Annotated in this window: 19 protein-coding genes; 14 read left to right on the top strand and 5 right to left on the bottom strand. The window is 66.3% G+C overall.

Features of this window, described 5'->3' with window-relative positions:
• Window positions 1-15 precede the first annotated feature (15 nt).
• The 3 genes from A6723_RS05445 to A6723_RS05435 are packed head-to-tail and all read left to right on the top strand — an operon-like array spanning window position 16 to window position 9,483.
• Window positions 16-8,265 carry a hemagglutinin repeat-containing protein gene (locus A6723_RS05445; protein ID WP_054909885.1) on the top strand — a complete coding sequence of 2,750 codons (8,250 nt, stop codon included), beginning with the start codon at window positions 16-18 and terminating at the stop codon, window positions 8,263-8,265.
• Between the two features lie 10 nt (window positions 8,266-8,275).
• Window positions 8,276-8,902, top strand: a complete 627-nt coding sequence (locus A6723_RS05440; protein WP_054909886.1) for a hypothetical protein — start codon at window positions 8,276-8,278, stop codon at window positions 8,900-8,902.
• Window positions 8,903-8,916: 14 nt separating this feature from the next.
• The gene (locus tag A6723_RS05435; protein ID WP_054909887.1) at window positions 8,917-9,483 is read left to right on the top strand and encodes a hypothetical protein; all 567 of its coding nucleotides are present in this window, start codon (window positions 8,917-8,919) and stop codon (window positions 9,481-9,483) included.
• Window positions 9,484-9,492: 9 nt separating this feature from the next.
• On the opposite strand, the gene A6723_RS05430 is transcribed toward A6723_RS05435, so the two are convergent.
• Window positions 9,493-9,744, bottom strand: a complete 252-nt coding sequence (locus tag A6723_RS05430; protein WP_024763517.1) for a DUF6021 family protein — start codon at window positions 9,742-9,744, stop codon at window positions 9,493-9,495.
• A 193-nt stretch (window positions 9,745-9,937) separates the two neighbouring features.
• Between A6723_RS05430 and A6723_RS05425 the strand changes: the two genes are divergently transcribed.
• Window positions 9,938-11,224 carry an OprD family porin gene (locus A6723_RS05425; protein ID WP_054909888.1) on the top strand — a complete coding sequence of 429 codons (1,287 nt, stop codon included), beginning with the start codon at window positions 9,938-9,940 and terminating at the stop codon, window positions 11,222-11,224.
• A 19-nt stretch (window positions 11,225-11,243) separates the two neighbouring features.
• Here the strand turns inward: A6723_RS05425 and A6723_RS05420 are convergent, their stop codons facing one another.
• The gene (locus A6723_RS05420) at window positions 11,244-12,281 is read right to left on the bottom strand and encodes a hypothetical protein (protein WP_054909889.1); all 1,038 of its coding nucleotides are present in this window, start codon (window positions 12,279-12,281) and stop codon (window positions 11,244-11,246) included.
• Between the two features lie 162 nt (window positions 12,282-12,443).
• On the opposite strand from A6723_RS05420, the gene A6723_RS32060 reads away from it, so the two are divergent.
• The 3 genes from A6723_RS32060 (at window position 12,444) to A6723_RS05405 (ending at window position 14,353) form a co-directional block, all read left to right on the top strand.
• A complete protein-coding gene (locus tag A6723_RS32060) occupies window positions 12,444-13,061 on the top strand; it encodes a hypothetical protein (RefSeq protein ID WP_054909890.1) in 618 nt (205 codons plus the stop codon).
• Window positions 13,062-13,583: 522 nt separating this feature from the next.
• Window positions 13,584-13,865, top strand: a complete 282-nt coding sequence (locus tag A6723_RS05410; protein ID WP_054909891.1) for a hypothetical protein — start codon at window positions 13,584-13,586, stop codon at window positions 13,863-13,865.
• Window positions 13,862-14,353, top strand: a complete 492-nt coding sequence (locus tag A6723_RS05405) for a hypothetical protein (RefSeq protein WP_054909892.1) — start codon at window positions 13,862-13,864, stop codon at window positions 14,351-14,353. The genes A6723_RS05410 and A6723_RS05405 overlap by 4 nt, the downstream gene beginning before the upstream one ends.
• 44 nt (window positions 14,354-14,397) lie before the next feature.
• On the opposite strand, the gene ycaC is transcribed toward A6723_RS05405, so the two are convergent.
• Complete coding sequence (gene ycaC, locus A6723_RS05400; protein ID WP_064979573.1) at window positions 14,398-15,024, bottom strand: isochorismate family cysteine hydrolase YcaC; 627 nt, start codon at window positions 15,022-15,024, stop codon at window positions 14,398-14,400.
• Window positions 15,025-15,385: 361 nt separating this feature from the next.
• Here ycaC and A6723_RS05395 point away from each other — a divergent pair, with 361 nt between their 5' ends.
• Window positions 15,386-15,766 carry an NUDIX hydrolase gene (locus tag A6723_RS05395; RefSeq protein ID WP_054909894.1) on the top strand — a complete coding sequence of 127 codons (381 nt, stop codon included), beginning with the start codon at window positions 15,386-15,388 and terminating at the stop codon, window positions 15,764-15,766.
• A 214-nt stretch (window positions 15,767-15,980) separates the two neighbouring features.
• On the opposite strand, the gene A6723_RS05390 is transcribed toward A6723_RS05395, so the two are convergent.
• Window positions 15,981-16,952, bottom strand: a complete 972-nt coding sequence (locus tag A6723_RS05390) for an AraC family transcriptional regulator ligand-binding domain-containing protein (protein ID WP_054909895.1) — start codon at window positions 16,950-16,952, stop codon at window positions 15,981-15,983.
• Window positions 16,953-17,019: 67 nt separating this feature from the next.
• Here A6723_RS05390 and A6723_RS05385 point away from each other — a divergent pair, with 67 nt between their 5' ends.
• From A6723_RS05385 to A6723_RS05375, 3 genes are all read left to right on the top strand, one after another.
• Window positions 17,020-17,877, top strand: a complete 858-nt coding sequence (locus A6723_RS05385; RefSeq protein ID WP_054909896.1) for a sterol desaturase family protein — start codon at window positions 17,020-17,022, stop codon at window positions 17,875-17,877.
• Window positions 17,874-18,470 carry an NADPH-dependent FMN reductase gene (locus A6723_RS05380; RefSeq protein ID WP_054909897.1) on the top strand — a complete coding sequence of 199 codons (597 nt, stop codon included), beginning with the start codon at window positions 17,874-17,876 and terminating at the stop codon, window positions 18,468-18,470. Before A6723_RS05385 ends, A6723_RS05380 begins: the two co-directional genes overlap by 4 nt.
• 82 nt (window positions 18,471-18,552) lie before the next feature.
• Window positions 18,553-19,125: a hypothetical protein gene (locus A6723_RS05375; RefSeq protein ID WP_054909898.1), complete on the top strand. Its 573-nt coding sequence runs from the start codon at window positions 18,553-18,555 to the stop codon at window positions 19,123-19,125.
• Here A6723_RS05375 and A6723_RS05370 read toward each other — a convergent pair.
• Window positions 19,112-19,729, bottom strand: coding sequence for a histidine phosphatase family protein (locus tag A6723_RS05370; protein ID WP_064979571.1), 618 nt, complete (start codon window positions 19,727-19,729; stop codon window positions 19,112-19,114). The two genes, A6723_RS05375 and A6723_RS05370, sit on opposite strands and share 14 nt — an antisense overlap.
• 318 nt (window positions 19,730-20,047) lie before the next feature.
• Between A6723_RS05370 and A6723_RS05365 the strand changes: the two genes are divergently transcribed.
• From A6723_RS05365 to A6723_RS05355, 3 genes are all read left to right on the top strand, one after another.
• Window positions 20,048-21,019 carry a sensor domain-containing diguanylate cyclase gene (locus tag A6723_RS05365; protein WP_054909900.1) on the top strand — a complete coding sequence of 324 codons (972 nt, stop codon included), beginning with the start codon at window positions 20,048-20,050 and terminating at the stop codon, window positions 21,017-21,019.
• A gap of 195 nt (window positions 21,020-21,214) precedes the next feature.
• Window positions 21,215-23,863 (top strand): pyruvate dehydrogenase (acetyl-transferring), homodimeric type, encoded by a 2,649-nt coding sequence (aceE, locus tag A6723_RS05360; protein WP_054909901.1) that lies wholly within the window; start codon window positions 21,215-21,217, stop codon window positions 23,861-23,863.
• Window positions 23,864-24,017: 154 nt separating this feature from the next.
• Window positions 24,018-24,836, top strand: an 819-nt coding sequence (locus A6723_RS05355) for a biotin/lipoyl-containing protein (protein WP_305884437.1), incomplete at its 3' end; no start/stop codon positions are given.

The raw sequence follows: 24,836 nt of genomic DNA, 5'->3' as shown, positions 1-24,836 counted from the left end.
GACAAAGGGATTTGTATGAACAAGCACCTCTACCGCATCGTCTTCAACAAGGCTCGCGGCCAACTCATGGTCGTTGCCGAGAACGTCACCAGCAACGGCAAGGCACCGGGCACCACGGAAGGCCCGCTGGGCGCCGTTGGCGCCGCGCTGCTGGTCAGCCTGCGCCCACTGCGTTTCGCCCTGATGGCGACGCTCGGGCTGATCAGCCTGGCCGTCCCGCTGGCCCACGCCGACATCGTCGCCGACCATGGCGCCCCACCCGGCCAGCAGCCGGGCGTGATCAACTCCGCCAACGGCGTGCCCCAGGTGAACATCCAGACGCCCAGCGCAGCGGGCGTCTCGCGCAATACCTACAGCCAGTTCGACGTGAACCAGCAGGGCGCGATCCTCAACAACTCGCGCAATAGCGTGCAGACCCAGCTCGGCGGCTGGATCGATGGCAACCAGAACCTGGCCAACGGCACCGCGCGGGTGATTCTCAACGAGGTCAACGGCAGCAACCCCAGCCAGCTGCGCGGCTACGTGGAAGTGGCCGGCGACCGCGCCCAGGTGGTGATCGCCAACCCGGCAGGCATCGCCTGTGACGGCTGCGGCTTCATCAACGCCAACCGCGCCACCCTTACCACCGGTACCGCGCAGATCGTCGACGGCCAGTTGCAGGGCTATGAAGTGCGCGGCGGCCACATCGCCATCACCGGCAAGGGCCTGGACGCCAGCCAGACCGACTTCACCGACGTGATCGCGCGCTCCGTGGAGGTCAACGCCGGCGTCTGGGCGAACGACCTGCGCGTCACCGCCGGGGCCAACCAGGTCAACGCCGACAACAGCAGCGCACGGCCCATCGAAGGCAACGGCGAGAAGCCCTCGGTGGCCATCGACGTCGCCCAGCTCGGCGGCATGTATGCCGGCAAGATCATGCTGGTCGGCACCGAATCCGGCGTCGGCGTGCGCAACGCCGGGCAGATCGGCGCCAGCGCCGGCGACGTGGTGATCAGCGCCGACGGGCGCATTGGCAACAGCGGCCAGATCAACGCCACCGCCAACGTCCGCCTGGACAGCAACGGCGGCATCGACAACAGCGGCTCGGTCTACGCCAAGGGCGATACCGCCCTGAGCAGCCGCGGCGACATCCACAACAGCGGCATCGCCGCGGCGCAGCAGAACGTCAGCCTGAACGCCAACGGCATCGTCAACGACAGCCAGGCCACCCTGGCCGCCGGCGTGCAGGCGGACGGCAGCATCGGCACCAGCGGGCGGCTCGACATCACCGCCGCCCGGCAGGTGAAAAGCCAGGGCGCCACACTCGCCGGTGGCGACCTCGGGATCGCCGGTGCCGACCTTGACCTCAAACAGGGCCAGGCCAGCGCCCAGAACATTCGCCTGAGTGCCACCGCCAATGCCGACCTGAGCGGAGCAACGCTGGACGCTGGCAACCTCGTTGCAGCGAACATCGCGCAGAAGCTGACCTCCGATTCGGCCAGGCTGGCCGGCACCAGCGTGCAGCTGCAGGCCCACGACCTGTCCAACCGCAAGGGCGAGATCATCCAGACCGGCAGCGGCGACATGACCCTTGCCCTCCCCGGCACCCTGGACAACAGCGACGGCCGCATCGCCAGCAACGGTGCCAACCTGACCCTGGGCGCACTGAACCTGAACAACCGCCAGGGCAGGATCGAACACGCCGGCAGCGGCACCTTGAAGGTCACCGCGAACTCCGTCGATGGCCGCAACGGCTCCATCGCCAGCAACGGCCAGTTGCAGGCCAGCCTGAACGACGCCCTGCTCGACGGCGCCAGCACAGTCGCGCGGCAGATCAGCATTGATGCCGCGTCGCTCTCCAACCGCCAGGGCGAAATCCTCCAGACGGGCGCCGGTACCCTGCGCGTCAGCACCAGCGGCCTGCTGGACAACAGCGGCGGCACCCTCGCCGGCAATGGCGGCGTGCAGCTGGACGCAGGCACCCTGCTGAACCAGTCCGGCACCGTCCAGGCTGCCGGAGGCGACCTCCAGGCCAAGGTGAAGGACACGCTGGACAATGCCTCCGGCACCCTCGCGGCGACTGGCAACTCGCGCGTGGAAGCCGGCGAGCTGGTCAATGCCAAGGGCAAGGTCACCGCCAGCGGCACGCTCGACGTCAGCGCCGGCAAGCTCAACAACGACACCGGTACCCTCGCCGCCAAAGGCGCACTGACGGCCCGTGGCGGCAGCATCAGCAACCAGGCTGGCACGCTCGGTTCGGTGGACGGCAGCGTGGCCGTCGACGCCACCCAGGGCAGCCTGGACAACCGCAACGGCCGCATCGAGGGCCAGCACCAGATCACCCTGTCGGGCCAGGGCGTGCTCAACGGCAACGGCCTGATCAGTGCCGGCAACCTCAAGCTGGACAGCAACCGCGCCACGCTCGACAACCAGAATGGCGTGCTGATCGCCAGCGATGGCGTTGAACTGCAGACCGGCGCGCTGAACAACCAGGGCGGCCTGGTCCAGGCCGCCGGCCTGCTGCGCATCGACGCCCATGGCCAGGCCATCGTCAACACCGACTCCGGCGCCAGCGGCGGCCTGCTCGGCAAGGGCGGAGTGATCCTCGCCAGCGGCAACCTGGACAACAGCGCCGGCTTCATCGGCGGCAAGGGCGACCTCGACCTCACCACTGCGCAAATCAACAACGCCCGTGGCGGCCTGCTGACCAGCGAAGGCAACGTGCGCATCAAGGCCAGCGGCCTGGACAACCGTGGCGGGCAGCTGCAGACCCTGGGCGACGCCGTGCTCGACCTCGCCAGCGGCCGCCTGGACAACGCCGGCAGCCTGCTGCGCGCCGGCGGCAAACTGGTGGTCACGGCGGGCAGCGTCGACAACCGCAACACCCTGGGGACCGACCAGGGCCTCGAAGGCCATTCGCTGACGCTCAGCGCCAGCCAGATCGACAACCAGTCCGGCGCGGTGCGCGCCGACGAAACCCTTACCCTGAACAGCAGCGGCCAGCTGGACAACAGCGGCGGCCTGGTCAGCTCCAGCAAGAACCTGAACATCCTCGACGGCGCGGCCAGCAAGTCCCTGGCCATCCTCAACCACAACGGCAAGCTGATCGCCGGGCAGAAGCTGAGCATCGACAGCAGGAGCCTGGGCGGCGACGGCCAGACCCTGAGCCTGGGCGACATCAGCCTGAAGCTGAGCGACAGCTACGTGCACAGCGGCCAGTTGCAGGCCAACGGCAGCATCGACCTGCAGACCGCCGGCAACCTCGACAACCAGGCACGCCTCGTCGCGGGCCAGGCGCTGAAGGTGACAGCCGGCAACGTGAGCAACACCGCCACCGGCGAGCTGAGCGCCACCAACCTGACCCTCGACACCAGCGGCACCCTGACCAACCGCGGCCTGCTCGATGGCCAGACCACCCGTGTCAACGCAGGCACCCTGAACAACCTCGGCAGCGGGCGCATCTACGGCGACCAGCTGTCGGTATCCGCCGGCACCCTGCGCAATGACGTCGAAGACGGCAAGGCCGCCGTGATCGCCGCACGCAATCGCCTGGACATTGGCGTGGGCAGCCTGCTCAACCGCGAGCATGCCCTGCTCTTCAGCGCCGGCGACCTCTACATCGGCGGCGCCCTGGATGCCAACGGCCACACCACCGGCAGCGCCGGTGAAATCCGCAACGCCAGCGCCACCATCGAAGCCTTGGGCGGCATGGGCCTGGCCAGCGCCGTGCTGCGCAACACCAACGAACACTTCAGCACCCAGGAAGTGGAAGTCAGCCGCGAAAGCGTCCTCGAGTACCAGCTCACCGGCTCCACCAACCGCTACCGGCCGGAGCAGATTTCCATCTACAACTCCGAGGTGGATTACCTGGTCACCCCGGAAGGCGAACGCGAGGACTGGAACCTCTACAACTACACCCGCGTGACCCGCGAAACGCAGATTCTCAGCTCCGATCCGGCGCAGATCCTTGCCGGCGGCAACCTGCGCCTGGACGTCGCCGACGCGCTCAACGACAAGAGCCGGATCATCGCCGGCGGCACCATCGGCGGTAACCTGGGCCGCCTGGAAAACACCGAGGCCCCCGGCGAGCGTGTCACCACCGAAAGCGGCATCGTCACCCACTTCTACCGCATCCAGAAGAAAGGCCGGGACAAGCAGGGCGCCGACAACGCCGCCTACAACCCGGCGGCCAGCATCGTCGACATCTTCCTCAAGCCCGGCGCCTACCTGCAGAACACCGCCCACGTCGGCAGCGGCACCCAGGTCGGCGATCTCAACCTGGGCCGTGTCGACCAGCCGGCAAGCGGGGCCGGCGCCGCCCAGGTCAACGTCGGCAACGGCCGGGTGATCAGCCCGGTACTGGAAGTGACTGCCGTGCAGACCAAGAACGATGCCGGCGTCGCCGAGAGCATCCGCACCGGCGGCATCGACACCCGCGTGCCGGACAACAGCCTGTTCCAGGTCAACCCGCAGGCCACCAGCGGCTACCTGATCGAGAGCGACCCGCGCTTTACCAACTACCGTACCTGGCTGTCCTCGGACTACATGCTCGACCGCTTGAAGCTGGACCCCGGCCTGACCCTGACGCGCCTGGGCGATGGCTTCTATGAGCAGAAGCTGATCCGCGAACAGATCGCCCAACTCACCGGGCGGCGCTTCCTCGACGGCTACGGCAATGACGAAACCCAGTACCGCGCGCTGCTCGACAACGGCCTGACCTATGCCCAGGCCTGGAACCTGGTGCCCGGCGTCGCCCTGACTCCCGAGCAGATGGCGCAGCTGACCAGCGACATCGTCTGGCTGGTGGCCAAGGACGTCACCCTGCCCGATGGCAGCGTGACCCGCGCCTTGGTGCCGCAGGTCTATGTGCGTGTACGCCAGGGCGACATCGACGGTTCCGGCGCGCTGATGGCCGGGCAGAACGTCGACCTGAACATCCAGAACGACCTGGTCAACAGCGGCACGCTTGCCGGGCGCAACGTGCTGTCGATCACCGCGCAGAACATCCAGAACCTCGGTGGCCGCCTGACCGGCACCGACGTGGGAGTGAAGGCCGCCGGCGACCTGAACAACCTCGGCGGCCTGATCGACGCCAGCCACAGCCTGACCGCCGTGGCTGGCCGCGATATCAACCTGACCTCCAGCACCCAGGACTCCCAGAGCGCCCAGGGCAGCGCCACGCGCGTCTCGCGGGTCGCCGGGCTGTTCGTTTCCGACCCGGCCGGCGAGCTGATCGCCACGGCCGGGCGTGACCTCAACCTGAACGCCGCCCAGGTGGTCAACAGCGGCGCAGGCGGCAAGACCACCCTGGGCGCCGGCAACGACATCAACCTCGGCACCGTGGCCGTCCAGGAACAGCAGAGCATGACCTGGAACAGCAGCAACTGGCGCAAGGAGTCCAGCGCAGGCGAAGTGGCCAGCAGCGTGCAGGGCCAGGGCGACGTGCGCCTGATCGCCGGCCACGACCTCAACTCCCGTGGCGCCAGCGTGACCAGCGAACAGGGCGCAGTGCAGGCCTCCGCCGACCACGACGTCAACCTCACCGCCAGCCAGAACAACGCCATGGCCGACGAGGCGCACAAGGTCAAGAGCAAGACCGGCTGGTTCTCCTCCAAGACCATCGTCACCCGCGACACGGTCGACGAGAGCCTGTCCCAGGGCTCGACCTTCAGCGGCGAGACCACCTACGTCAGCGCCGGCAACGACCTCAAGGTGGAAGGCAGCAACGTGGTGTCCAACGGCGACACCACCCTGGTGGCCGGCCGCAACGTCACCATCGCCTCCGCCACCGACCACCTGAACGAACAGCACAGCCGCGACGAGAAGAAGAGCGGCCTGTTCAGCGGCGGCGGCATCGGCTTCACCATCGGCAGCCAGCAGCAGTCGGTGAAGAACACCGACGATGGCGACAGCGCCGCCGCCAGCACCGTCGGCTCGATCAACGGCAACGTCAACATCAAGGCCGGCGAGGCCTACCGCCAGGTCGGCAGCAAGGTCAGCGCGCCCAGCGGCGACGTCAACATCGAAGGTCGCACCGTCGACATCGTCGAGGCGCAGAACGCCCACCTCAGCACCCAGGAAAGCAAGTTCAAGCAGAGCGGCCTTTCCGTCACCCTGACCAACCCGATCATCACCGCCGTGCAGACCGCGCAGCAGATGAAGAAGTCCGCCGAGCGCACCGACGACAACCGCATGAAGGCCCTGGCCGCCGCCAACGTCGCCATGGAAGGTGCCGGCGCCGCCTCCGCCGTCATGGCCAATCCGGCCCAGGCTGGCGGCATCAACATCAGCATCTCCATCGGCGCGAGCAAGAACGAGAGCCGCAGCGAGCAGCGCGGCAGCACCGCCGCCGGCTCCAGCGTGAGCGCCGGGCGTGACGTGAACATCACCGCCAGCGGCGCCGGCAAGGACAGCGACCTCACCGTGCAGGGCAGCCAGATCAGTGCCGGGCGCGACGCCAATCTCAAGGCCGACGGCGACATCGCCCTGCTGGCCGCGAAGAACACCGTCGAGCAGCACAGCACCAGCAAGGGCAGCAGCGCCAGCATCGGCATCGGCTTCGCCGTGGGCGGCACGCAGAACGGCTTCACCATCAACGCCGGTGCCTCGCAGAGCCGCGGCAACGCCGATGGCAACGACCTGGTGTGGAGCAACACCCACGTCGACGGCGGGCGCCAGGTCAACCTGCAGTCCGGCGGCGACACCCAGCTGCATGGCGCGGTGGTCAGCGCGCCGCAGGTCACTGCCGACGTTGGCGGCAACCTGAGCATCGAGAGCCTGCAGGACACCAGCACCTACGACGCCAAGCAGTCGAGCAAGGGCGTGGGCGTCAGCCTGTGCATCCCGCCGTTCTGCTACGGTGCCTCCAGCGGCAGCGTCAGCAGCAACACGGCCAAGCAGAACTCCAACTACGCCAGCGTCACCGAACAGTCGGGGATCAAGGCAGGCGACGGCGGCTTCGACATCCGCGTGAACGGCAACACCGACCTCAAGGGCGGCCTGATCGCCAGCAGCGACGCCGCCATCGAGGCCGGCCGCAACCGGCTCAGCACCGGCACCCTGACCCAGGCGGACATCCACAACGCCGCGGATGCCAAGGCCACCAGCAGCGGCGTCAACCTCAGTTCCGACATGGTCACCCAGGGCAAGTACGGCGTCGGCAAGGCCATCGTCGGCAACGCGCTGAACTCGGGCAAGGACTCCGGCTCGTCGTCCGGCGATACCCGCAGCGCCATCAGCGCCGGCACCGTGGTCATCACCGACGATGCCCTGCAACAGCAACTCACCGGGCAGAACGGCGCGGACACGGTCGCCGGCCTCAACCGCGACACCGCCAACGCGCACACCGCCGCCGAGCGCCAGGACGTCGACGAAATGCGCCGCACCGCCGAGGCGGAACAGGCGATCAAGAACGAAACCTACCGCCAGGCCGTGCAGTTCACCGACGACGCCTACCGCAAGATGTTCCTGGAAAAGGCGCGGATGTTCGTCATCCTCACCGATGACCAGGGCAACGTACTGCGCGACAAGGACGGCGTGCCGCTGCGCCGCGAACTCGACGACAGCGAGAAGGCCAACCTGCAGGCCGGTGGCGACGGCCGCGTGCACATCGCCAACAACGGCATCTTCAACGACGAGAACGGCGCGGCCCGCTACGCGGCGCAGCACAGCACCGCCGACGGCCCGCAGTACTTCATCTGGTTCCCCGACGCCAGCAACTCCGTCTCCGAGCTGCTCATCGCCGGCTACCAGAAGTACCTGGAGAACGACTTCTGGGGCCTGGCCAACGCCACCGTCGAGACCCGCGACGCGCTGCTGCGCTATGGCGAGACCGGCCTGCACATCGACGGCCACAGCCGCGGCTCGATGACCACCGGCAACGCCATGGAGTCCATCGCACGGCTGCCCGATCCCAGCGGCAGCCTGAGCAACACCACCCTCAACTTCTACGGCCCGGCCTACAATGCCGCCAAGGCGGACGACCTGCTGGCCATGCTGCAGAATCGCGACGCGATGAGCGACGAGAAGAAGAACGAGATGGTCGTCCAGCTGCAGAACCACAAGACCGACCCGGTGGGCGGCTGGATCGGCTGGAACCCCGGTACCGGCGGCACCATCCCCGACGACAGCAATGCGCTCAAGGAGATCAAGAACGTGGCAGGCGGCAAGTACACGGTGCACAACTGCTACGGCAACGGCGACCCTGCCTGCCAGAAGTTCTGGCAGGACATGCCGGACAAGAAACCGGTACTCACCCCGGTGAAGACCTATCCGCCGACCCCATGAGCCCGCAGACATGCTGAAGCGCAACGGCGGCCTGGCCGCCCTCCTGCCCTGCCTGCTCCTGGCAGCCTGCAGCCAGGCGCGGCCGTTGCAGCCGCCACCGCCGCTGTACGAGCTGTGGGCCAAGTCCGGCGTGGACCAGCAGGGCGTACGCAACGCCCTGCTCGGCTGCGGCTTCCCCGACTCGGCCTACGTCGACAACACGACCATCACCACCAACGACTACGCGCGCGGCGAGCAGTGCATGCTCGGCCAGGGGTTCGCCTACCAGGATCGCTACACCCTCTGCGATACCAGCCCGCAACTGCCCGCCTGCAAGGCCGCCGGTGCCGCGCCGAAGGCCAGCCCGACGCAGCGCCCGCCCGCCTACACGCAATGGACGCAGGCCGGCGCCGACAGCCAGGGCGTGCAGCAGGCCATGAAAGCCTGCGGCTACACCACGGTGATCGAGCCCGTCGACCAGATGCTCCTCAACGACATCGCCGCCGCGCAGCTGTGCATGCTCGATCGCGGCTTCCACTTCACCCGCCCGGCCAGCAACCTGCTGTGCAAGAACCCGCCCATGTTGCCCGCCTGCCGCGGCAAGGTCATCGACACGCGCAACTGCTGCGCGCCGCCCAAGGCCGCCGGGCAACGCTGATACCAGGAATCACCATGTACGCCACGCTGTTCCCCCGCACCGGCGCCCTGACGCTGGCCGCCCTGCTGCTCGCCGGCTGCGGCAACCTCGCCAACGTGCAGTCCTACTCCACGCCCTACTCCGCCCCGTCTGGCGGAGAAACGGCACGCTTGCGCGTGATCACCAACGGCATGGCCCGCGGCGTCCCCGCCAGTGCCTGCATCGACTGGCGCCGCGAAGGCGCCGGCGTGATCGCCGTGGCGCAATCCGGCTTCGCCAACCGTAACGGCCAGAGCCTGGGCATGCCGCCCAGCCGCCAGGCCGAGCAACTGGGCCAGGGCGGCTTCGCCAGCAGCGAGGTCCGCATACCGGCCGGGCAACCCTTCGCCTTCAACTTCCAGAGCCGCGGCATGGTGAGCAGCGGCTATTCGTACAGCTGCCAGCAATCCATGACCTTCACCCCCGAAGCCGGGCAGGACTACGAACTGCTGCTGATGGAAAGCGGCCAGTGCCTGGCCCGGCTGGTGCGCCTGGGCGATGGCCGCAACCTCAGCGGCAACCTGCAGGACACCCGTTTGTGCAAGGCTTCCGACGCGCTCTGAGCGCCGCTTTCAGGGTTGCGAATACGGTGGATAGCGGTCATCCGGCACACGCCGCTGGCTGCCGGGGTCCGGCCCGTCTTCGGGAGCATGGGCCGGGTGTGGCGGGTCGACCTGCGGGTCGGCCAGGTCCGGCGAATCCGGATCGAACCCCAGGTCGGGGTCCACGTGGTGCGAGCCATCGGCGGGCGCCTGGCCCGACGCGAACAGCCAGCGCTCGCTGGCGGCCACGGGATGCTCGCTGAGGGGGACATGGCGTTTCATGATCACCTCCTGCGTCTCTGGCAGTGACAAGGCAGTTTACGCGCAGCCATCCCCCTGGGTTTCCCCTGCACCGACAGCCGGCCGGTTTCGCTCGCCGCCGAAGGGAAACCCGCGATCTAGACCATGGTCGCAAAGACCCGACCGCCCATCTGTGACACCTTCGCGCGCTTTTTCAGTGCCCCGGAGTCACCGCATGCCCTCGCCCCTCTCCTCCAGCCAGCTCACCCGCCTGAGCGCCCTCGCCCTGCTCGGTGGCATCGCCGCCCCGGCCAGTGCCGACTTCCTGGAGGACAGCAGCGCGCGCCTGGAATCGCGTACCTTCTACTTCAACCGCGACTTCCGCGACGGCAGCTCGTCCAACCCGCAGGGCGCCTCCAAGCGCGAGGAAACCGCCCAGGGCTTCATCCTCAACCTGCAGTCGGGCTACACCGAAGGCACCGTCGGCTTTGGCGTCGACGCCCTGGCCATGCTCGGCGTCAAGCTCGACTCCAGCCCCGCCGACAGCAACAGCGGCCTGCTGCCTTCCAGCGGCCACGACCCGCGCCACTCCGCGGACCAGTACGCCAAGGCTGGCATCACCGGCAAGCTGCGCGTGTCCCGCACCCAGTTGAAGTACGGCGCAATGCTGCCGGACATGCCGCTGCTCAAGTACAACGATGGCCGCCTGCTGCCCAACATGTTCCACGGCGCGCAGCTGACCAGCGAGGAAATCGCCCACCTCAAGCTCACCGCCACGCGGCTGGAGCGCTACACCGCGCGCGACTCCAGCGACGCCCAGGACGTGCGCCTGAACTGCAAGAACAAGCGCTACGCCTGCGACACCACCGGCAACCGCTTCGACGCCTACCAGGCCGACTACCAGGTCAATGACCAACTGCTGCTGCAATACGCCCAGGGCGGGCTGGAGAACGTCTACCGTCAGCGCTACGTCGGCATCGTCGGCAAGCAGGCGGTGGGCGCCGGCAAGGTCACCGCCGACCTGCGCTGGTTCGACAGCGACGACGACGGCTCGGCCCGCGCCGGCGAGATCGACAACCGCGCGCTGAGCCTGCTGCTGTCCTACGCCCAGGGCGGCCACATCCTCAGCGCCGGCTGGCAGCGCATGAACGGCGACAGCTCCATGCCCTACCTCGACGGCAGCAACCCCTACCTCGCCAACTACGTGCAGGTGAACGACTTCGCCAATGCCCGGGAGCGCTCCTGGCAACTGCGCTACGACTTCGACCTGCGCAGCGTCGGCGTGCCCGGCCTGAGCTTCATGACCCGCTACGTCAACGGCGACCACATCGCCCTGGCCAATGGCGACGAAGGCAAGGAATGGGAGCGCGACGTGGAGTTCAAGTACGTGATCCAGGCAGGCACCTTCAAGGACCTCAGCCTGCGCCTGCGCAACGCCACCTACCGCACCAACTACGAACAGTCGGCGCGGGACGTGGATGAGGTCCGGCTGATCGCGAGCTACAACTTCTCGATTCTCTGAGCCAGCCGCACGCCCCCTCTCACCGGACGACGCCTGCCCACGCTTCGGTGACAGCGCCGGCCCGACGTTCCGTCGTGGCCGGGCCAGGGTCTGGGGCCCCCAGGGTTCGGACGAAGAATGCCGAAGCCTTGTCCCAGCCTTCCCGACGGTGAACGTAGCCCAGCAACTCGGCAGTCATATCCCGAGCCTTGTCGATGGCAGCGCTGTTGCTCTTGTACGCCCCGTCCTTTTCACAGTGGGTCTTCCGGTTCTCGGCATCGTACGTATACAGATGCAGCAGCCTGCCGGTGCCGTTCTCGCGTTGCGTGTGACTGGCGCTGTAACTGTCCTGGATCAGGTGGGCGATCGCCCCTGCGGCCAGTGACCTGAGGTTTTCCTCCTGATCGCCCTGGCGATACATGTGCTTCATGTCGAAAACATCGAGCACCGTGCAGTCACTGGGGTTGGCCAGTTGCGGATTGCGCGAGCAACCGACCTTGCCGAAGAACTCGTGGTAAGGCGTTGTCTTGCGAATGGTGTTGGCCGGCACCTCCCCGATCGCGACCCGGTAGGTGTATTCCAGCCACCGATACATCTTCGCTCTGGCCTGCGCGTCGGACTCATCCGCAGCCCGCATCGCATGAAGGAACTGCAGATCACCATGGTGTACGCGACGGGTCAGCGTATTGGGTCGACTGGCGTCTTCCTCATGGGCCTTGAATAGCCAGATATGCGCCGTGCCGTTGTAGTGCCAGGCCTTGCGCGTCAGCTCTTCCGGGTCATCGTTCCACTCCACGCCCCCCAGTAACGGCAGGAGCCAGGTCCTGCCCCGCAGGACTTTCGCGTATGCCGGCTGATACGCCTGCCGGGTGATGATCTCGTGGATGGCCTGATTACGGCTGTCGAGGATGTAGGAGCGCAGATGGCACTGCGCGGCGCTCGCATCGTCGCGGATTTCCAGCTGCACCGCGCTGGAGCCGTAGTCATTCGCGCCACCTTTCCAACTGACTGGATGGATTTCGAACGCCATGGCCTGGCTGACCAGGAGGACGCCCAGAAAGCCCAACGGAATGCGCATGTTTTCTTCCTTGAAGTGAGACGGGGGCTGCTGGCAGAGCGTGAACCACCCCAAAGCGCCGGTCATCATCGAAATGAATGATGACCGGGCAACCCGCCAACGGCACTCTGGGTCGGCGCGCACCGCCACCGAAAAACCTCTGCGCCGGGCCTGGGAGGCAATATGAAAAGGGAATTTCTGGTAACCGTCTGCCTGTTGATCGCGGGCTGCTCCAGCAACGCGCAGTTCCTCGTCGGCACAGAAAGCGACCCGCAGGGACTAACGCTCGATCAACTCGAAGCGCAGAACACAGCAATCCGCCAGACCCTGGCCCCCTGCGACACCCTGTTCGGCGTGAAGACCGAGAAAGCCGAGCAGAAGGCTCGAACAGCCTGGTGGCTGAAGGTCATCGGCGTGACGTCGGCGTCCATCGTCGCCCCGGCCCTGACGGCGGCGAACGCCTCCGCCAACGCAGCCTGGATAGCCGGCGCCAGCGGGACCGGCGGCGCGGTGATCGCCGTGCTCGACAGCGCCGATTCGATGGGCATAAGCGGCGTCGCCGCATTACGCGGCCTGACCCAATTGGCCCAGGATATCGGGCCAGACGTCGATATCGCCGAAGACATCGGCAAACCCTACAACGAACGCACAGCCGCTGCCGCAAGGGCCGCCCGCAAGTGCCGGTTCCAGGTTCCCAATGTGGCGCCGGCTGCTGCTCCTGCTGCTGCTCCTGCTCCTGCTGCTCCTGCTCCAGCCCCAGCCCCAGCCCCGGCTCCAGCGCCTGGCGCCGCGAAGGGTTGACCTCTTCGCTGTTGCGGCATGCGGCCTGGTGAAGTCTGGTCCGCATCCACTTGTCCCACCCCGTTCGCTCCTACGTGTTGGGGAAATGGATGAGACCCGTTTCATTCTGTCGGCAATGTCCTGCCACTGCATCGCAGCAACCAACCGAAATGTCCCACGGACCATTAGCCTTGCGGGCCTACAAGCGCCGTCCCTAGCCTCTGAACCGCCGCAGCGTCATCGCGGCCGGGCGTAGGAAACCCGAGCGGTATCTCTCAGGGCACGGTAGCTCCGTAGCCACGACTCGCAGACGTAATCCGTTTGCGGACTCGTGTTTTATGGTGACCGTGCGAGGAGGCCTTCGGGCCTACCGGGTTCCTGAGACCGGCGTTTCCTACCCTCGCACGGTTGCCTCTCTTCCCGTAGGAAAGGTTGATTGGCGGCTCTAATCCACTCTCAGGAAGACCGCGATGAACTACCCCCCTTTCTCCCCCGCGCGCCGCCCTTCTCCACCGAACGATGCCTACCTCGAGGAGGATCACCATGCGTGAATTCCTCCCAGTTCCCTTGACCGGCCAGTTCGGCGAGGAAGTCCTCTTCATCAACGCCCTGGCCCCGGCCGAGCACCTGCGCGAGGTCGCCCTGCGCCGCATCACGGCAGTCGAAAACCTGCTGCAACTGATGGAAGACGACAGCGACAGCGGCCTCATTCACGCCACCGCCCGCCTCGCCTCCGCCCTGGCCCCGCTGGTCAGCGAAGCCCGCCAGCTCTACGAACTGGCCCTGGAGCGCCCCGACTACAAGGCGGGGCCGACCCAGCGATGAACAACACCAGCGCTGCGATGGCCCACTACAGTGCCGCCCTGCAGGCCATCGATGCGATGGGCGCGCTCGTGCAGCACCACCCCGACCCTCGACTCCTGGAACTGCTCGCCAGCGCCCGCGAACATTTCAAGAACGGTTTCTGGCTGGCCCATCTGAACGTGTTGAGCAATGTGCGGGAGGTATCCGTCACGCCCTACTCCCGGCGCATCCCGCTGACCTCGGTGCAGTCGCGCCATCTCGACGAGCTGCGCGCCGGCATGCTGGAGGCACAGAACAGCCTCGCGCCAGACACCCTGGCCACGCCGTGGACTTCGTTGTTCAACGCGCGCCAGCACGTCTCGGCGGGGAAGAAGCGCACCTGTTTCGAGGCCGGCTACCTGATCCGATTCTTCCAGTTGCTGCAGGAGGCGCGACACGGCGTGCCGCAATGGACGCTGCGCGCTCACAGCATCACACCGGGAGAGCGCATCTACCGCTATCGCCCCTGACTGGCCGGGCCGGCCCACCTGGCGCCGGCCCGGCAAGCGCCGCCTCACTTCTTGGCGGTGAGCGTGCTGTAGCTGGTGATCAGGTTGCGGTAATCGGGGATGTGGTTGGAGAACAGCGCGGCGAGGCCTTCGATGTCATTGCGCCAGTCGCGGTGCAGCTCACAGGCCACGCCGAACCAGGTCATCATCTGCGCGCCGGCGGCCTCCATGCGGCGCCAGGCGGCATCACGGGTAACTTCGTTGAAAGTGCCCGAGGCATCGGCGACGACAAAGACATCGAAGCCCTCTTCCAGCGCCGACAGCGCGGGGAACGCCACGCASACCTCGGTSACCACGCCRGCGAKGATCAGCTGCTTCTTGCCGGTGGCCTTSACCGCCTTGACGAARTCCTCGTTGTCCCAGGCGTTGATATTGCCGGGACGGGCGATGTAGGGCGCGTCGGGGAACAGGTCCTTCAGCTCGGGCATCAGCGGGCCGTTGGGGCCGTTCTCGAAGCTGGTGGTGAGAATGGTCGGCAGCTTGAAGTACTTGGCCAGGTCGGCCAGAGCCAGGACGTTGTTCTTGAACTTGTCCGGTTCGATGTCACGCACCAGCGAAAGCAGGCCGGCCTGGTGATCGACCAGCAATACCGCGGCCTGGGACTTGTCGAGACGGACGTAGGGCTTGCTCATGGGGTTTCCTCTGGATGAAGGTCGCCCGGCGCTGGGCGCCGGGCTGGTGATGAGTCAGCGGTACTGCGTGCTCGCTCAGTTCGTGCGCCGCCAGGCGCAGTGGCAGGAATCAAGCGTAGGCCATGAAACCTGGTACGCCGGTGCAAAAAATTTGCACTTCGATTCCAGCCGCTGGTCCACGGTGAAGGAATTTAGAGAACGGATGATGACCACCGGGGCTTCAGACTTCCCTTACAGATTTCACCCGCGACAATTCCTTACCATCCGTCGACATTGTTGTTGTAAGCAGTTCTTCCCAATGGAAATATTCGCGAAATGTCTAAGCTGAAAACTGTAGGAAGCGTGTGGGGGAACTAGCGCCATGGCCAGGAACGTAAAAGAGCGCGCAACCGTGATTTGCCGGCTCGACGACAAGATTCTGTTCGTCCGCAAGGCCAAGTCGAAATGGAACCTTCCCGGCGGCCGCATCGAGGCCGACGAACGCCCAGGCCAGGCCGCCGTGCGCGAGCTGATCGAGGAAACCGGGCTGGCCCTCGAACAGTTGAACTACATCGCGCCGCTGGAGCTGTACCAGACCCTGCACTACGTGTTCGAAACCCCCGTCGACCCGGCGCAGCAGCCCACGCCGCTGAACGAAATCGCCGACTGCCGCTGGTTCACGCCCGAAGAAGCGAGCAAGCGCAACATCAACAAATCGGTGCGGCGCCTGTTGCGTTCGTGCCTGAGCAAAGAGGCCGGCTGAAGCCGGCCTTTTTCATCACCCCACCTCCACACCCACGGCGGACAACGCAGGCGCGTTCGACTCTTACCAAGTGACCATGGCTGCGTAGATTGCTGCAGGAGCGAGCTTGCTCGTGAATCCTCTCGACGCCGGTGTCTGGTTGTTCGCGGGCAAGCTCACTCCTACAAGGGCAACGTGGCCTCGCCGTCGAACGCATCGGCTCAGGTGGCCTGCCTTATTGTTCGTCCCCTGACGCATTCCAGCGCTTGCGCGCGTTCAGGTAGGCGGCAAGGTCGCCGTAGCCCAGGCGCTCGGCGATGCGCGTGCGGCTTTCTCCCTGCAGCTCCAGGTGCTGCTCCAGCTCCTTGCGCACCTGGTCGAGCAACTCGCGAAATCCCAGATCCTGCTCAGCCAACCGCCTGCGCAGGGTGCGCGGGCTCTGGTGCAACTGGTCAGCGACGCTTTCCAGCGCCGGAACCTCGCCGCGTTCGAGCATTCGCCGGACGATGCCAGCCGCCCTGGCCGCCCAGCCGCTGAGTTGGCGCAGTCGGGCGAGGCGGCGATCGAGTTCGAGGCTGAGCAGCTCAACCAGGCCGGCATGGCGCCCCAGCAGCGGCAGCGCAAGGGTTTCCGCGGCAAAGTAGAGGCGATTGTGCGAACTGCCGAACTCGATTCGCTCGCCGAACCACTGGCTGTACTGCGCGTGGTAATCGGGCCGCGCGTGGGTGAAGCAGGCACGCACGGGCTCGATCGCGCAACCGGTGCCGCGCCGCAGCTGGGTCACGGCCATCACGCAATAGTGCTCCAGCAGGTAGCGGCTGAGCGGTTCGGGAGCATCGATGACCAGCTCGACGGCGACGCTGTCGCCCTCTTCGAGCAGCCGGAAGGTATCGGTGTCCGCGGCCAGCGGCGCATAGCGCACCCAGCAGAGGACGGCCTGGCGCACATCGGCGCAGAACTGCGCGAGGTGGGCGATCACATGCCAGTCCTGGGGGCTGAACTGGCCAAATAGCTGCAGGCCGATAGCGGGCTCCAGGCTCGCCGCCTCAAGCCACAGTTGCTCCAGCTCGACCAGGCTGTAGTCGCAATGACGACGTGCACGATGGCTGCTCAGATAGCGCTCCAGCACCTGGCCGAGCAGCCCGCGGTGGTAGCGCTGCGCGGCAGGCTTGGCCACTTCTCGGGTGTTTCTGTCCTTTTCGCGCATGGGTCGCTGCTCGGTCCTGGGTTCTGATGGGCACGCCTTGTCCCATTGGACCCGAACCGAGAGTGCCATGACTACAACAACAATGCTCCTCGATAACCCGACCGTGATCGTGGCGGGAATCTTCCTTGCCTTCATCCTTCTCGAACTGGCCTGCGCCACCTTCCGCCAGCCCCGTGGCCAACGCCGCGACGTGCTGATCGAGGTATTCGGCTCCAGCCTGCTGCTGGCGGTGACATTCCCGCTGGTGATGTGGGCCAGCGGCGCCCTCGTCGACCTCGCCTTCCCCACCGCCGCCGGCTCCCTGGCGGGCATCCCGTGGCTGGCCGGCTTCGCGCTGTTCCTGCTGTTCGACGACATGACCCAGTACTGGTGGCACCGCCTGGCCCACCGCGTGCCGTTCCTCTACGCCCTGCACCGGGCCCACCATTCGGCGCCGTACATGAGCATCCGCATCGTCTACCGCAACAACAGCTTCTACTACCTGCTGATGCCGGGCATCTGGTTCTCCGGGGCGCTGATCCACATGGGGCTGGCGAACGTCTACTACGTGTACCTGATCCTGAAGATGTGCGTGATCTTCGGCGCCCACAGCAACCTCGCCTGGGACGACAGGCTCTACCGAATCCGCGCCCTGCGCCCAGTGATGTGGCTGCTGGAGCGGACCATCTCCACGCCCGCCACCCATTCGGCACACCACGGCCTCAACGCTGACGACGGCGTGACCAACTACAAGGGCAACTTCGGCAACCTGCTGTTCTTCTGGGACGTGCTGTTCGGCACGGCGAAGATCACCCGGCGCCGCCCGCTGACCTATGGCATCGAGGACCTGGCGCCGGTGAGCTGGCAGGAGGAAGTCTTCTGGCCGCTGGTGCGCAGCCGTACGCCGGACACCGCCAAGGACGTGGCCGCGGAGGTGGCGCAATGAACCCGAATGTCGCCCTGATCGCAGGCTCCAGCCAGTTGGGCAGCCAGTCTGCGAAAGTTGCCCGTTACCTTGCCGGCCGCCTGGAAGGCCTGGCGCTGTGCGGCTGGGCCAGGGTCATCGACCTGGGTGCCACGCCGCTGCCGCTTTGGCCGGCAGCGGATTCACAGGAGCTTTGGCCGCAGCACCGCGAGTTGCTGCGCGAGGCGGATGCGCTGGTGGTGATCGTTCCGGAATGGCACGGCATGGCTTGCCCGGCGCTGAAGAACTTCTTCCTCTATGCCGGGCTGCGCGAACTGGGGCACAAGCCGGCACTGCCGGTTGGGGTTTCCGCCGGCCAGGGCGGCGCCTATCCGCTGGCCGAGCTGCGCGCCTCCAGCTACAAGAACAGCCGCATCGCCTACCTGCCGGAACAGCTGTTGGTCCGACAGGTGGAAGGCGTGTTCAACGAAGGCCCGCCAGGCGATGAGAACGACCAGCGCCTGCGCGAACGCGCCGACTGGGCGCTGCACATGCTTTGCCAGTACGCAGTCGCGCTGCGCGAGGTCCGCGAGCGTATCGACCTGCACAATCCCGCCTACGCCAACGGTATGTGACGAGCCCGGTGGATGCGCAGGAAGGCGCTTCAAGGTATCTTCTGCGCCTTCCTACAAAAACTTCGACAGGATTCGTCTCCCGATGCTTCGCGCCGCCCTGCTCTGTGCCACCGCGCTGTGCTCCAGCCTGACCTTCGCCAAGGTCGAGGTGAAGCAGGTGCAGCATTCCAAGGTCGGCGAGGTGCTGGCGGTGCGGATCAGCGAGGATATCGCTCCGGGCGACTACGAGCGTCTGTTCAAGGGGCTGCTGGCCAACCCCGGCAAGTTCGCCCGCAAGGTGGCCCTGCTGGACAGCATCGGTGGCAGCGCCGCCGAGTCGATTAAGATGGGCCGCCTGCTGCGTGAATCCGGCTTCGAGACCCTGGTGCCGACCAACAGCGTCTGCCAGGGTTCCTGCGTCTACCTGCTGGCCGCCGGCAAGCACCGTACCGTGCGCGGCTACGTGGGCCTGCATCGCCCCTACTACCCGGCCGGCGATTCCTCCCAGGCCGCGGGCAGCTACAACGCCCGCACCTATTTCCGCGACATGGATATTCCGCTGGAACTGGCCGACGCCATGCAGAGCATCGACCCGCAACGCATGCGTGTGCTGACCGCGCAGGAATTGCAGCGCTACCGCCTGGGCGCCACGCCCAGCCAGATCAGCGCCCGCTGACGTTCAACGGCCACTGGTCCGCGTCGAGGTAACCCAGCAGGCGCGGCGTCTGGTCCTTCTCGCTGAGCACGAAGAGCGTCGAGGCATAGTCCGGGGTCGCCGGGTCGTCCACGCTGACCGAGTGTTCCAGGTCTTCGATGCATTCGCTGTGGGTCACCAGGATCAGGTTGCGGTGCGCCACCTTGTGCTGCAGCGCCTCGTCCAGCATCGTTCCTTCGCACTTGTACAACCAGTTCTGCTCCACCGGCTGCCGGCCGAACATCGAGGAGGCGGTCTGGATGGCGCGCAACTGGTCGCTGCTGAGAATGTCGGCATTGGCCAGGCCGAGCGCGGCGAAATCCTGCCCGATCTCGTGGGCACTCTGCCCGCCCCTGACGGTGATGCCGCTGACGTCAGCCATGCAAGGCGCGCTGGAGCGGTCGCAGCGTTCGGCATGGCGCACCAACACGATCAGGTCGCCGTTCTGCCAATGCTCGCGCAATTCGGCCTGGCGCTGGGCGTCACCCACCAGCGGCGTAGGACGCGAGAAGTCCAGCGGCAGGAAGCCACTGAGCAGGGCGATCACCGGGAGCATTGCCAGTAATGCCAGCCAACCGCGGGACATTGATCTGAAGACTTTCGGGATGGGCATGATTGAGGCCGCGCTGCTGGAAAGAGGTCCGCATCCGTTTCCCTCTTCGATGAGGGAGGCCCGACCCATCCCTGGGGTGTCCATCGCACTGCGGGTTGTCAGATGGCGGGCGAACAAACCCTATCCCCGGATTCGTGAAGAACCCGTTATGAATTGCTGAAGAAACCGTCTCTGTCGGAAACGACCGTCTGTCGCTCCGCCGCCGTCGCGGCGCCAACCAGCGCAATCGGCCGCTTTTCGGTCATCGCGATGTGGTAGAACAAGGCACAGTGCCATCAGAGAGCCGCCGCCATGCCGTACGACGCCTCCCCGGAAAATCCCGTCTACCAGACCCTCCTCGAATCCACCCGCGCGATCCCGTGGAAGATCGACTGGAAATCCATGACGTTTGCCTACATCGGCCCGCAGATCGAAGAATTGCTGGGCTGGAGCCAGGCCAGCTGGGTCAGCGCCAACGACTGGGCCGAGCGCATGCACCCCGAGGACCGCGAGCGGGTGGTGAACTTCTGCATCTCGCAGTCCCGCGAAGGCACCGACCACGAGGCGGATTACCGCGCGCTGACCATCCAGGGTGACTACGTGTGGATCCGCGATGTGGTGCACGTGGTGCGCGACGACGACGGCGAGGTGGATTCGCTGGTCGGCTTCATGTTCGACATCAGCGAGCGCAAGCGCGCCGAAGAACAGCTGATCATGTTGCAGCGCCAGCTCGAGGAGTATTCGTACAAGGACGGCCTGACCGGCGTGGCCAACCGGCGCATGTTCGATTCGGTGCTGGACACCGAGTGGGGCAGCGCCCAGCGCAGCGGCCAGCCGATCTCCCTGGTGCTGCTGGATATCGACTACTTCAAGCAGTTCAACGATCACTACGGGCATATCCGCGGTGACGACTGCCTGCGCACGGTGGGCAAGGCACTGGCCGGCGCGCTGCATCGCCCGCGGGACTTCATCGCGCGCTTCGGCGGCGAGGAGTTCGTGCTGGTACTGCCGGAGACCGACAGCGAAGCCGCACGGCAGGTCGCCGAGCGCTGCCGCAGCGTGCTGCGCGAGCAACAGATCAGCCACGAGAAGTCGAATGTGTCCTCGCTGCTGACCATCAGCCTGGGCGTCGGCACCGCGGTGCCCGCCTCCAGCGACCGCCCGCTGGACTTCGTCGCGGCGGTGGACCGGTTGCTCTACCAGGCCAAGCAGGCCGGGCGCGACCGGCTGGTGGCGGCGCAGTGGAAGCGCGGCGACGACCTGCGGCGCGACGCGGTGCTCTGAGGCCACTGCGACGACCTGACTCGACAATCAGGGCGGGCACTGGCGCCAGAGCTGTCTAAGCTCTATAGCCACACGCGCGTGCCGGCGGCAGCGCGGTGGCCTCACAAGGGCCGCCGAGCGTTGCGCCACCCCTTGGAACACCTGGCCCGGAGCCGGCATTGCGTAGAGCCGACCCCGTAACCAGGACCCCTGACCATGCACGATATCGACCCCGTCGAAACCCAGGAATGGCTGGACGCGCTGGAATCCGTACTGGAAAAAGAAGGCGAAGAGCGCGCCCACTACCTGATGACTCGCCTCGGCGAGCTGGCCAGCCGTACCGGCACGCAACTGCCCTACGCCATCACCACGCCCTATCGCAACACCATTCCGGTCGGCCATGAAGCGCGCATGCCCGGCGACCTGTTCATGGAGCGGCGCATCCGCTCGCTGGTGCGCTGGAACGCGCTGGCAATGGTCATGCGCGCCAACCACAAGGACCCGTCACTGGGCGGGCACATCTCCACCTTCGCTTCCTCGGCGACCCTCTACGACATCGGCTTCAACTACTTCTTCAACGGCCCCACCGAGGAACACGCCGGCGACCTGATCTACTTCCAGGGCCACGCCTCGCCGGGCGTCTACGCCCGCGCCTACATCGAGGGGCTGCTCAGCGACGAACAGCTGGAGAACTTCCGCCAGGAGGTGGATGGCAAGGGAGTCTCCTCCTACCCGCACCCCCGGCTGATGCCGCACTTCTGGCAGTTCCCCACGGTGTCCATGGGCCTGGGGCCGATCCAGGCGATCTACCAGGCGCGCTTCATGAAGTACCTGGAGAGCCGCGGCTTCATTCCCGCCGGCAAGCAGAAGGTCTGGTGCTTCCTCGGCGACGGCGAGACCGACGAACCCGAATCCCTCGGTGCGATCTCCCTGGCCGGGCGCGAGAAGCTCGACAACCTGATCTTCGTGGTGAACTGCAACCTGCAGCGCCTGGACGGCCCGGTGCGCGGCAACGGCAAGATCATCCAGGAGCTGGAAGGGGTATTCCGGGGCGCCAACTGGAACGTGATCAAGGTGATCTGGGGGCGCCTGTGGGACCCGCTCTTCGCCAAGGACACCGCCGGCCTGCTGCAGGCGCGGATGGATGAAGCGGTGGACGGCGACTACCAGAACTACAAGGCCAAGGACGGCGCCTACGTCCGCGAGCACTTCTTCGGCAAGCGGCCCGAGTTGCTGGAGATGGTCAAGGACCTCTCCGACGAGGAGGTCTGGAAGCTCAACCGTGGCGGCCACGACCCGTACAAGGTCTATGCGGCCTACCACCAGGCGGTGAACCACAAGGGCCAGCCCAGCGTGGTCCTGGCCAAGACCATCAAGGGCTACGGCACCGGCACCGGCGAGGCGAAGAACATCGCCCACAACATCCACGAGATCGACGTGGACAGCCTGCGCGCCTTCCGCGACCGTTTCGACATCCCGATCAAGGATGCCGACCTGCCCAAGCTGCCCTTCTATCGCCCCGACGAGGGCAGCGCCGAGGCGCGCTACCTGAAGGAACGCCGGGCCGCCCTGGGCGGCTTCATGCCCCATCGCCATGGCAACAGCCAGGCCATCCCGGCGCCGCCGCTGGAAACGCTCAAGGCGCTGCTGGACGGTTCGGGCGACCGTGAAATCTCCACCACCATGGCCTTCGTGCGGATCATCTCGCAACTGGTGAAGGACAAGGAGCTGGGCCAGCGCATCGTGCCGATCATCCCGGACGAAGCCCGCACCTTCGGCATGGAGGGCATGTTCCGCCAGCTCGGCATCTACTCCTCGGTGGGCCAGCTCTACGAGCCGGTCGACAAGGAGCAGCTGATGTTCTATCGCGAGGACAAGAAGGGCCAGATCCTCGAGGAAGGCATCACCGAGGCCGGCGCCATGTCGTCGTTCATCGCCGCCGGCACCGCCTACAGCAACTACCGCCAGCCGATGCTACCGTTCTACATCTTCTATTCGATGTTCGGCTTCCAGCGTATCGGCGACCTTGCCTGGGCGGCCGGCGACAGCCTGACCCGCGGCTTCCTCCTCGGCGGCACCGCCGGGCGCACCACGCTCAACGGCGAAGGCCTGCAGCACGAGGACGGCCACAGCCACGTGCTTGCTTCGGTCATCCCCAACTGCCGCACCTACGACCCGACCTACTCCTACGAGCTGGCGGTGATCATCAGGGAGGGCGTGCGGCAGATGATGGAGGAGCAGCAGGACGTCTTCTACTACATCACCGTGATGAACGAGAACTACCCGCACCCGCCCCTGCCCAAGGGCACCGAGGAAGGGATCATCAAGGGCATGTACCTGCTCGACGAGGACAAGCGCGGCGCCGCGCACCACGTCCAGCTGCTCGGCTCGGGCACCATCCTGCGCGAGGTGGAAGCGGCCGCGAAAATCCTCCGCGAAGACTTCGGCATCGGCGCAGACATCTGGTCCGTCCCCAGCTTCAACGAGCTGCGCCGCGACGGCCTGGCGGTGGAGCGCTGGAATCGCCTGCATCCGGGGCAGAAACCGCGTGCGAGCTATGTCGAGCATTGCCTCGGCGGCCGGCGCGGGCCGGTGATCGCTTCCACCGACTACATGAAGGTCTACGCCGAACAGATTCGCCAGTGGGTGCCGACCAAGGAATTCAAGGTACTGGGCACCGACGGCTTCGGCCGCAGCGACACCCGCGCCAGGCTGCGCCACTTCTTCGAGGTGGACCGCCACTGGGTGGTGCTCGCCGCGCTGGAGGCGCTGGCCGATCGCGGCGACATCGAGCCGAAAGTGGTGGCGGAAGCCATCGCCAAGTTCGGCCTCGACCCGGAAAAACCCAACCCGCTGGACTGCTAGAACCTGTTCAAGGTCTTGCCGAACGCAGCTCAGGCAAGGCGAGARCAGGCGAGAAAGCGCAGTTTACGMGCKGTAAATGAGCATTTYGAGCCTGYTCTCAACGCCGCATGAGCAAGTGCAGGCAGACATTGAGCAGGTTCTGAGGAGAGGCACCGTGAGCGAGACCATCCGCGTACCCGACATCGGCAACGGCGAAGGCGAAGTCATCGAACTGCTGGTCAAGGTCGGCGACCGCATCGAGGCCGACCAGAGCCTGCTGACSCTGGARTCSGACAAGGCCAGCATGGARATTCCTGCGCCGAAAGCCGGCGTGGTGAAGGCGATCAAGGTGAAGATCGGCGACACCCTCAAGGAAGGCGACGAGATCCTCGAGCTGGAAGCCGAAAACAGCGCCACCGAGGCCAAGGCCGAAGAGCCCGCCAAACCGGCAGCCGAACAACCCAGGCCCGCCGCCGCACCGGCCCCGCAACCCGCGCCTGCGGGAGGCGGTGGCGTGGAAACCATCAAGGTGCCGGACATCGGCAACGGCCAGGGCGAGATCATCGAACTGATGGTCAAGGTSGGMGACYSCATCGAGGCCGACCAGAGCCTGCTGACGCTGGAGTCGGACAAGGCCAGCATGGAGATTCCTGCGCCGAAAGCCGGCGTGGTGAAGGCGATCAAGGTGAAGATCGGCGACACCCTCAAGGAAGGTGACGACATCCTCGAACTGGAAACCGAGGGCGGCGCGCAAGCGGCCAGTGCGCCGGCCGCTGTGGCCCCAGCGGAACAGCAGCCGGCCGCTGCGCCGGCGCCAGCCTCCGGCGGAGTCAGCGGAGGTGGCGGCATCGAGACCATCCGCGTGCCGGATATCGGCAATGGCCAGGGCAACGTCATCGAACTGATGGTCAAGGTGGGAGACTCCATCGAGGCCGACCAGAGCCTGCTGACGCTGGAGTCGGACAAGGCCAGCATGGAGATTCCTGCGCCGAAA

This window comes from Pseudomonas sp. AU11447, assembly GCF_001672555.2.
Lineage (GTDB): Bacteria > Pseudomonadota > Gammaproteobacteria > Pseudomonadales > Pseudomonadaceae > Pseudomonas > Pseudomonas nitroreducens.
The sequence above is the reverse complement of the archived record's forward strand: the minus strand, read 5'-3'. Positions and strand labels throughout refer to the sequence as shown.

What these genes read in the sequence shown, in the direction of transcription:
- aceE (WP_054909901.1), top strand. Translation starts at nt 21,215, where the DNA reads ATGCACGATATCGACCCCGTCGAAACCCAGGAATGGCTGGACGCGCTG.
- A6723_RS05405 (WP_054909892.1), top strand. Translation starts at nt 13,862, where the DNA reads ATGAACAACACCAGCGCTGCGATGGCCCACTACAGTGCCGCCCTGCAG.
- A6723_RS05390 (WP_054909895.1), bottom strand. Translation starts at nt 16,952, where the DNA reads ATGCGCGAAAAGGACAGAAACACCCGAGAAGTGGCCAAGCCTGCCGCG.
- A6723_RS05370 (WP_064979571.1), bottom strand. Translation starts at nt 19,729, where the DNA reads ATGTCCCGCGGTTGGCTGGCATTACTGGCAATGCTCCCGGTGATCGCC.
- A6723_RS05420 (WP_054909889.1), bottom strand. Translation starts at nt 12,281, where the DNA reads ATGCGCATTCCGTTGGGCTTTCTGGGCGTCCTCCTGGTCAGCCAGGCC.
- A6723_RS32060 (WP_054909890.1), top strand. Translation starts at nt 12,444, where the DNA reads ATGAAAAGGGAATTTCTGGTAACCGTCTGCCTGTTGATCGCGGGCTGC.
- A6723_RS05395 (WP_054909894.1), top strand. Translation starts at nt 15,386, where the DNA reads ATGGCCAGGAACGTAAAAGAGCGCGCAACCGTGATTTGCCGGCTCGAC.
- A6723_RS05430 (WP_024763517.1), bottom strand. Translation starts at nt 9,744, where the DNA reads ATGAAACGCCATGTCCCCCTCAGCGAGCATCCCGTGGCCGCCAGCGAG.
- A6723_RS05410 (WP_054909891.1), top strand. Translation starts at nt 13,584, where the DNA reads ATGCGTGAATTCCTCCCAGTTCCCTTGACCGGCCAGTTCGGCGAGGAA.
- A6723_RS05440 (WP_054909886.1), top strand. Translation starts at nt 8,276, where the DNA reads ATGCTGAAGCGCAACGGCGGCCTGGCCGCCCTCCTGCCCTGCCTGCTC.
- A6723_RS05375 (WP_054909898.1), top strand. Translation starts at nt 18,553, where the DNA reads ATGCTTCGCGCCGCCCTGCTCTGTGCCACCGCGCTGTGCTCCAGCCTG.
- A6723_RS05445 (WP_054909885.1), top strand. Translation starts at nt 16, where the DNA reads ATGAACAAGCACCTCTACCGCATCGTCTTCAACAAGGCTCGCGGCCAA.
- A6723_RS05380 (WP_054909897.1), top strand. Translation starts at nt 17,874, where the DNA reads ATGAACCCGAATGTCGCCCTGATCGCAGGCTCCAGCCAGTTGGGCAGC.
- A6723_RS05365 (WP_054909900.1), top strand. Translation starts at nt 20,048, where the DNA reads ATGCCGTACGACGCCTCCCCGGAAAATCCCGTCTACCAGACCCTCCTC.
- A6723_RS05425 (WP_054909888.1), top strand. Translation starts at nt 9,938, where the DNA reads ATGCCCTCGCCCCTCTCCTCCAGCCAGCTCACCCGCCTGAGCGCCCTC.
- A6723_RS05385 (WP_054909896.1), top strand. Translation starts at nt 17,020, where the DNA reads ATGACTACAACAACAATGCTCCTCGATAACCCGACCGTGATCGTGGCG.
- A6723_RS05435 (WP_054909887.1), top strand. Translation starts at nt 8,917, where the DNA reads ATGTACGCCACGCTGTTCCCCCGCACCGGCGCCCTGACGCTGGCCGCC.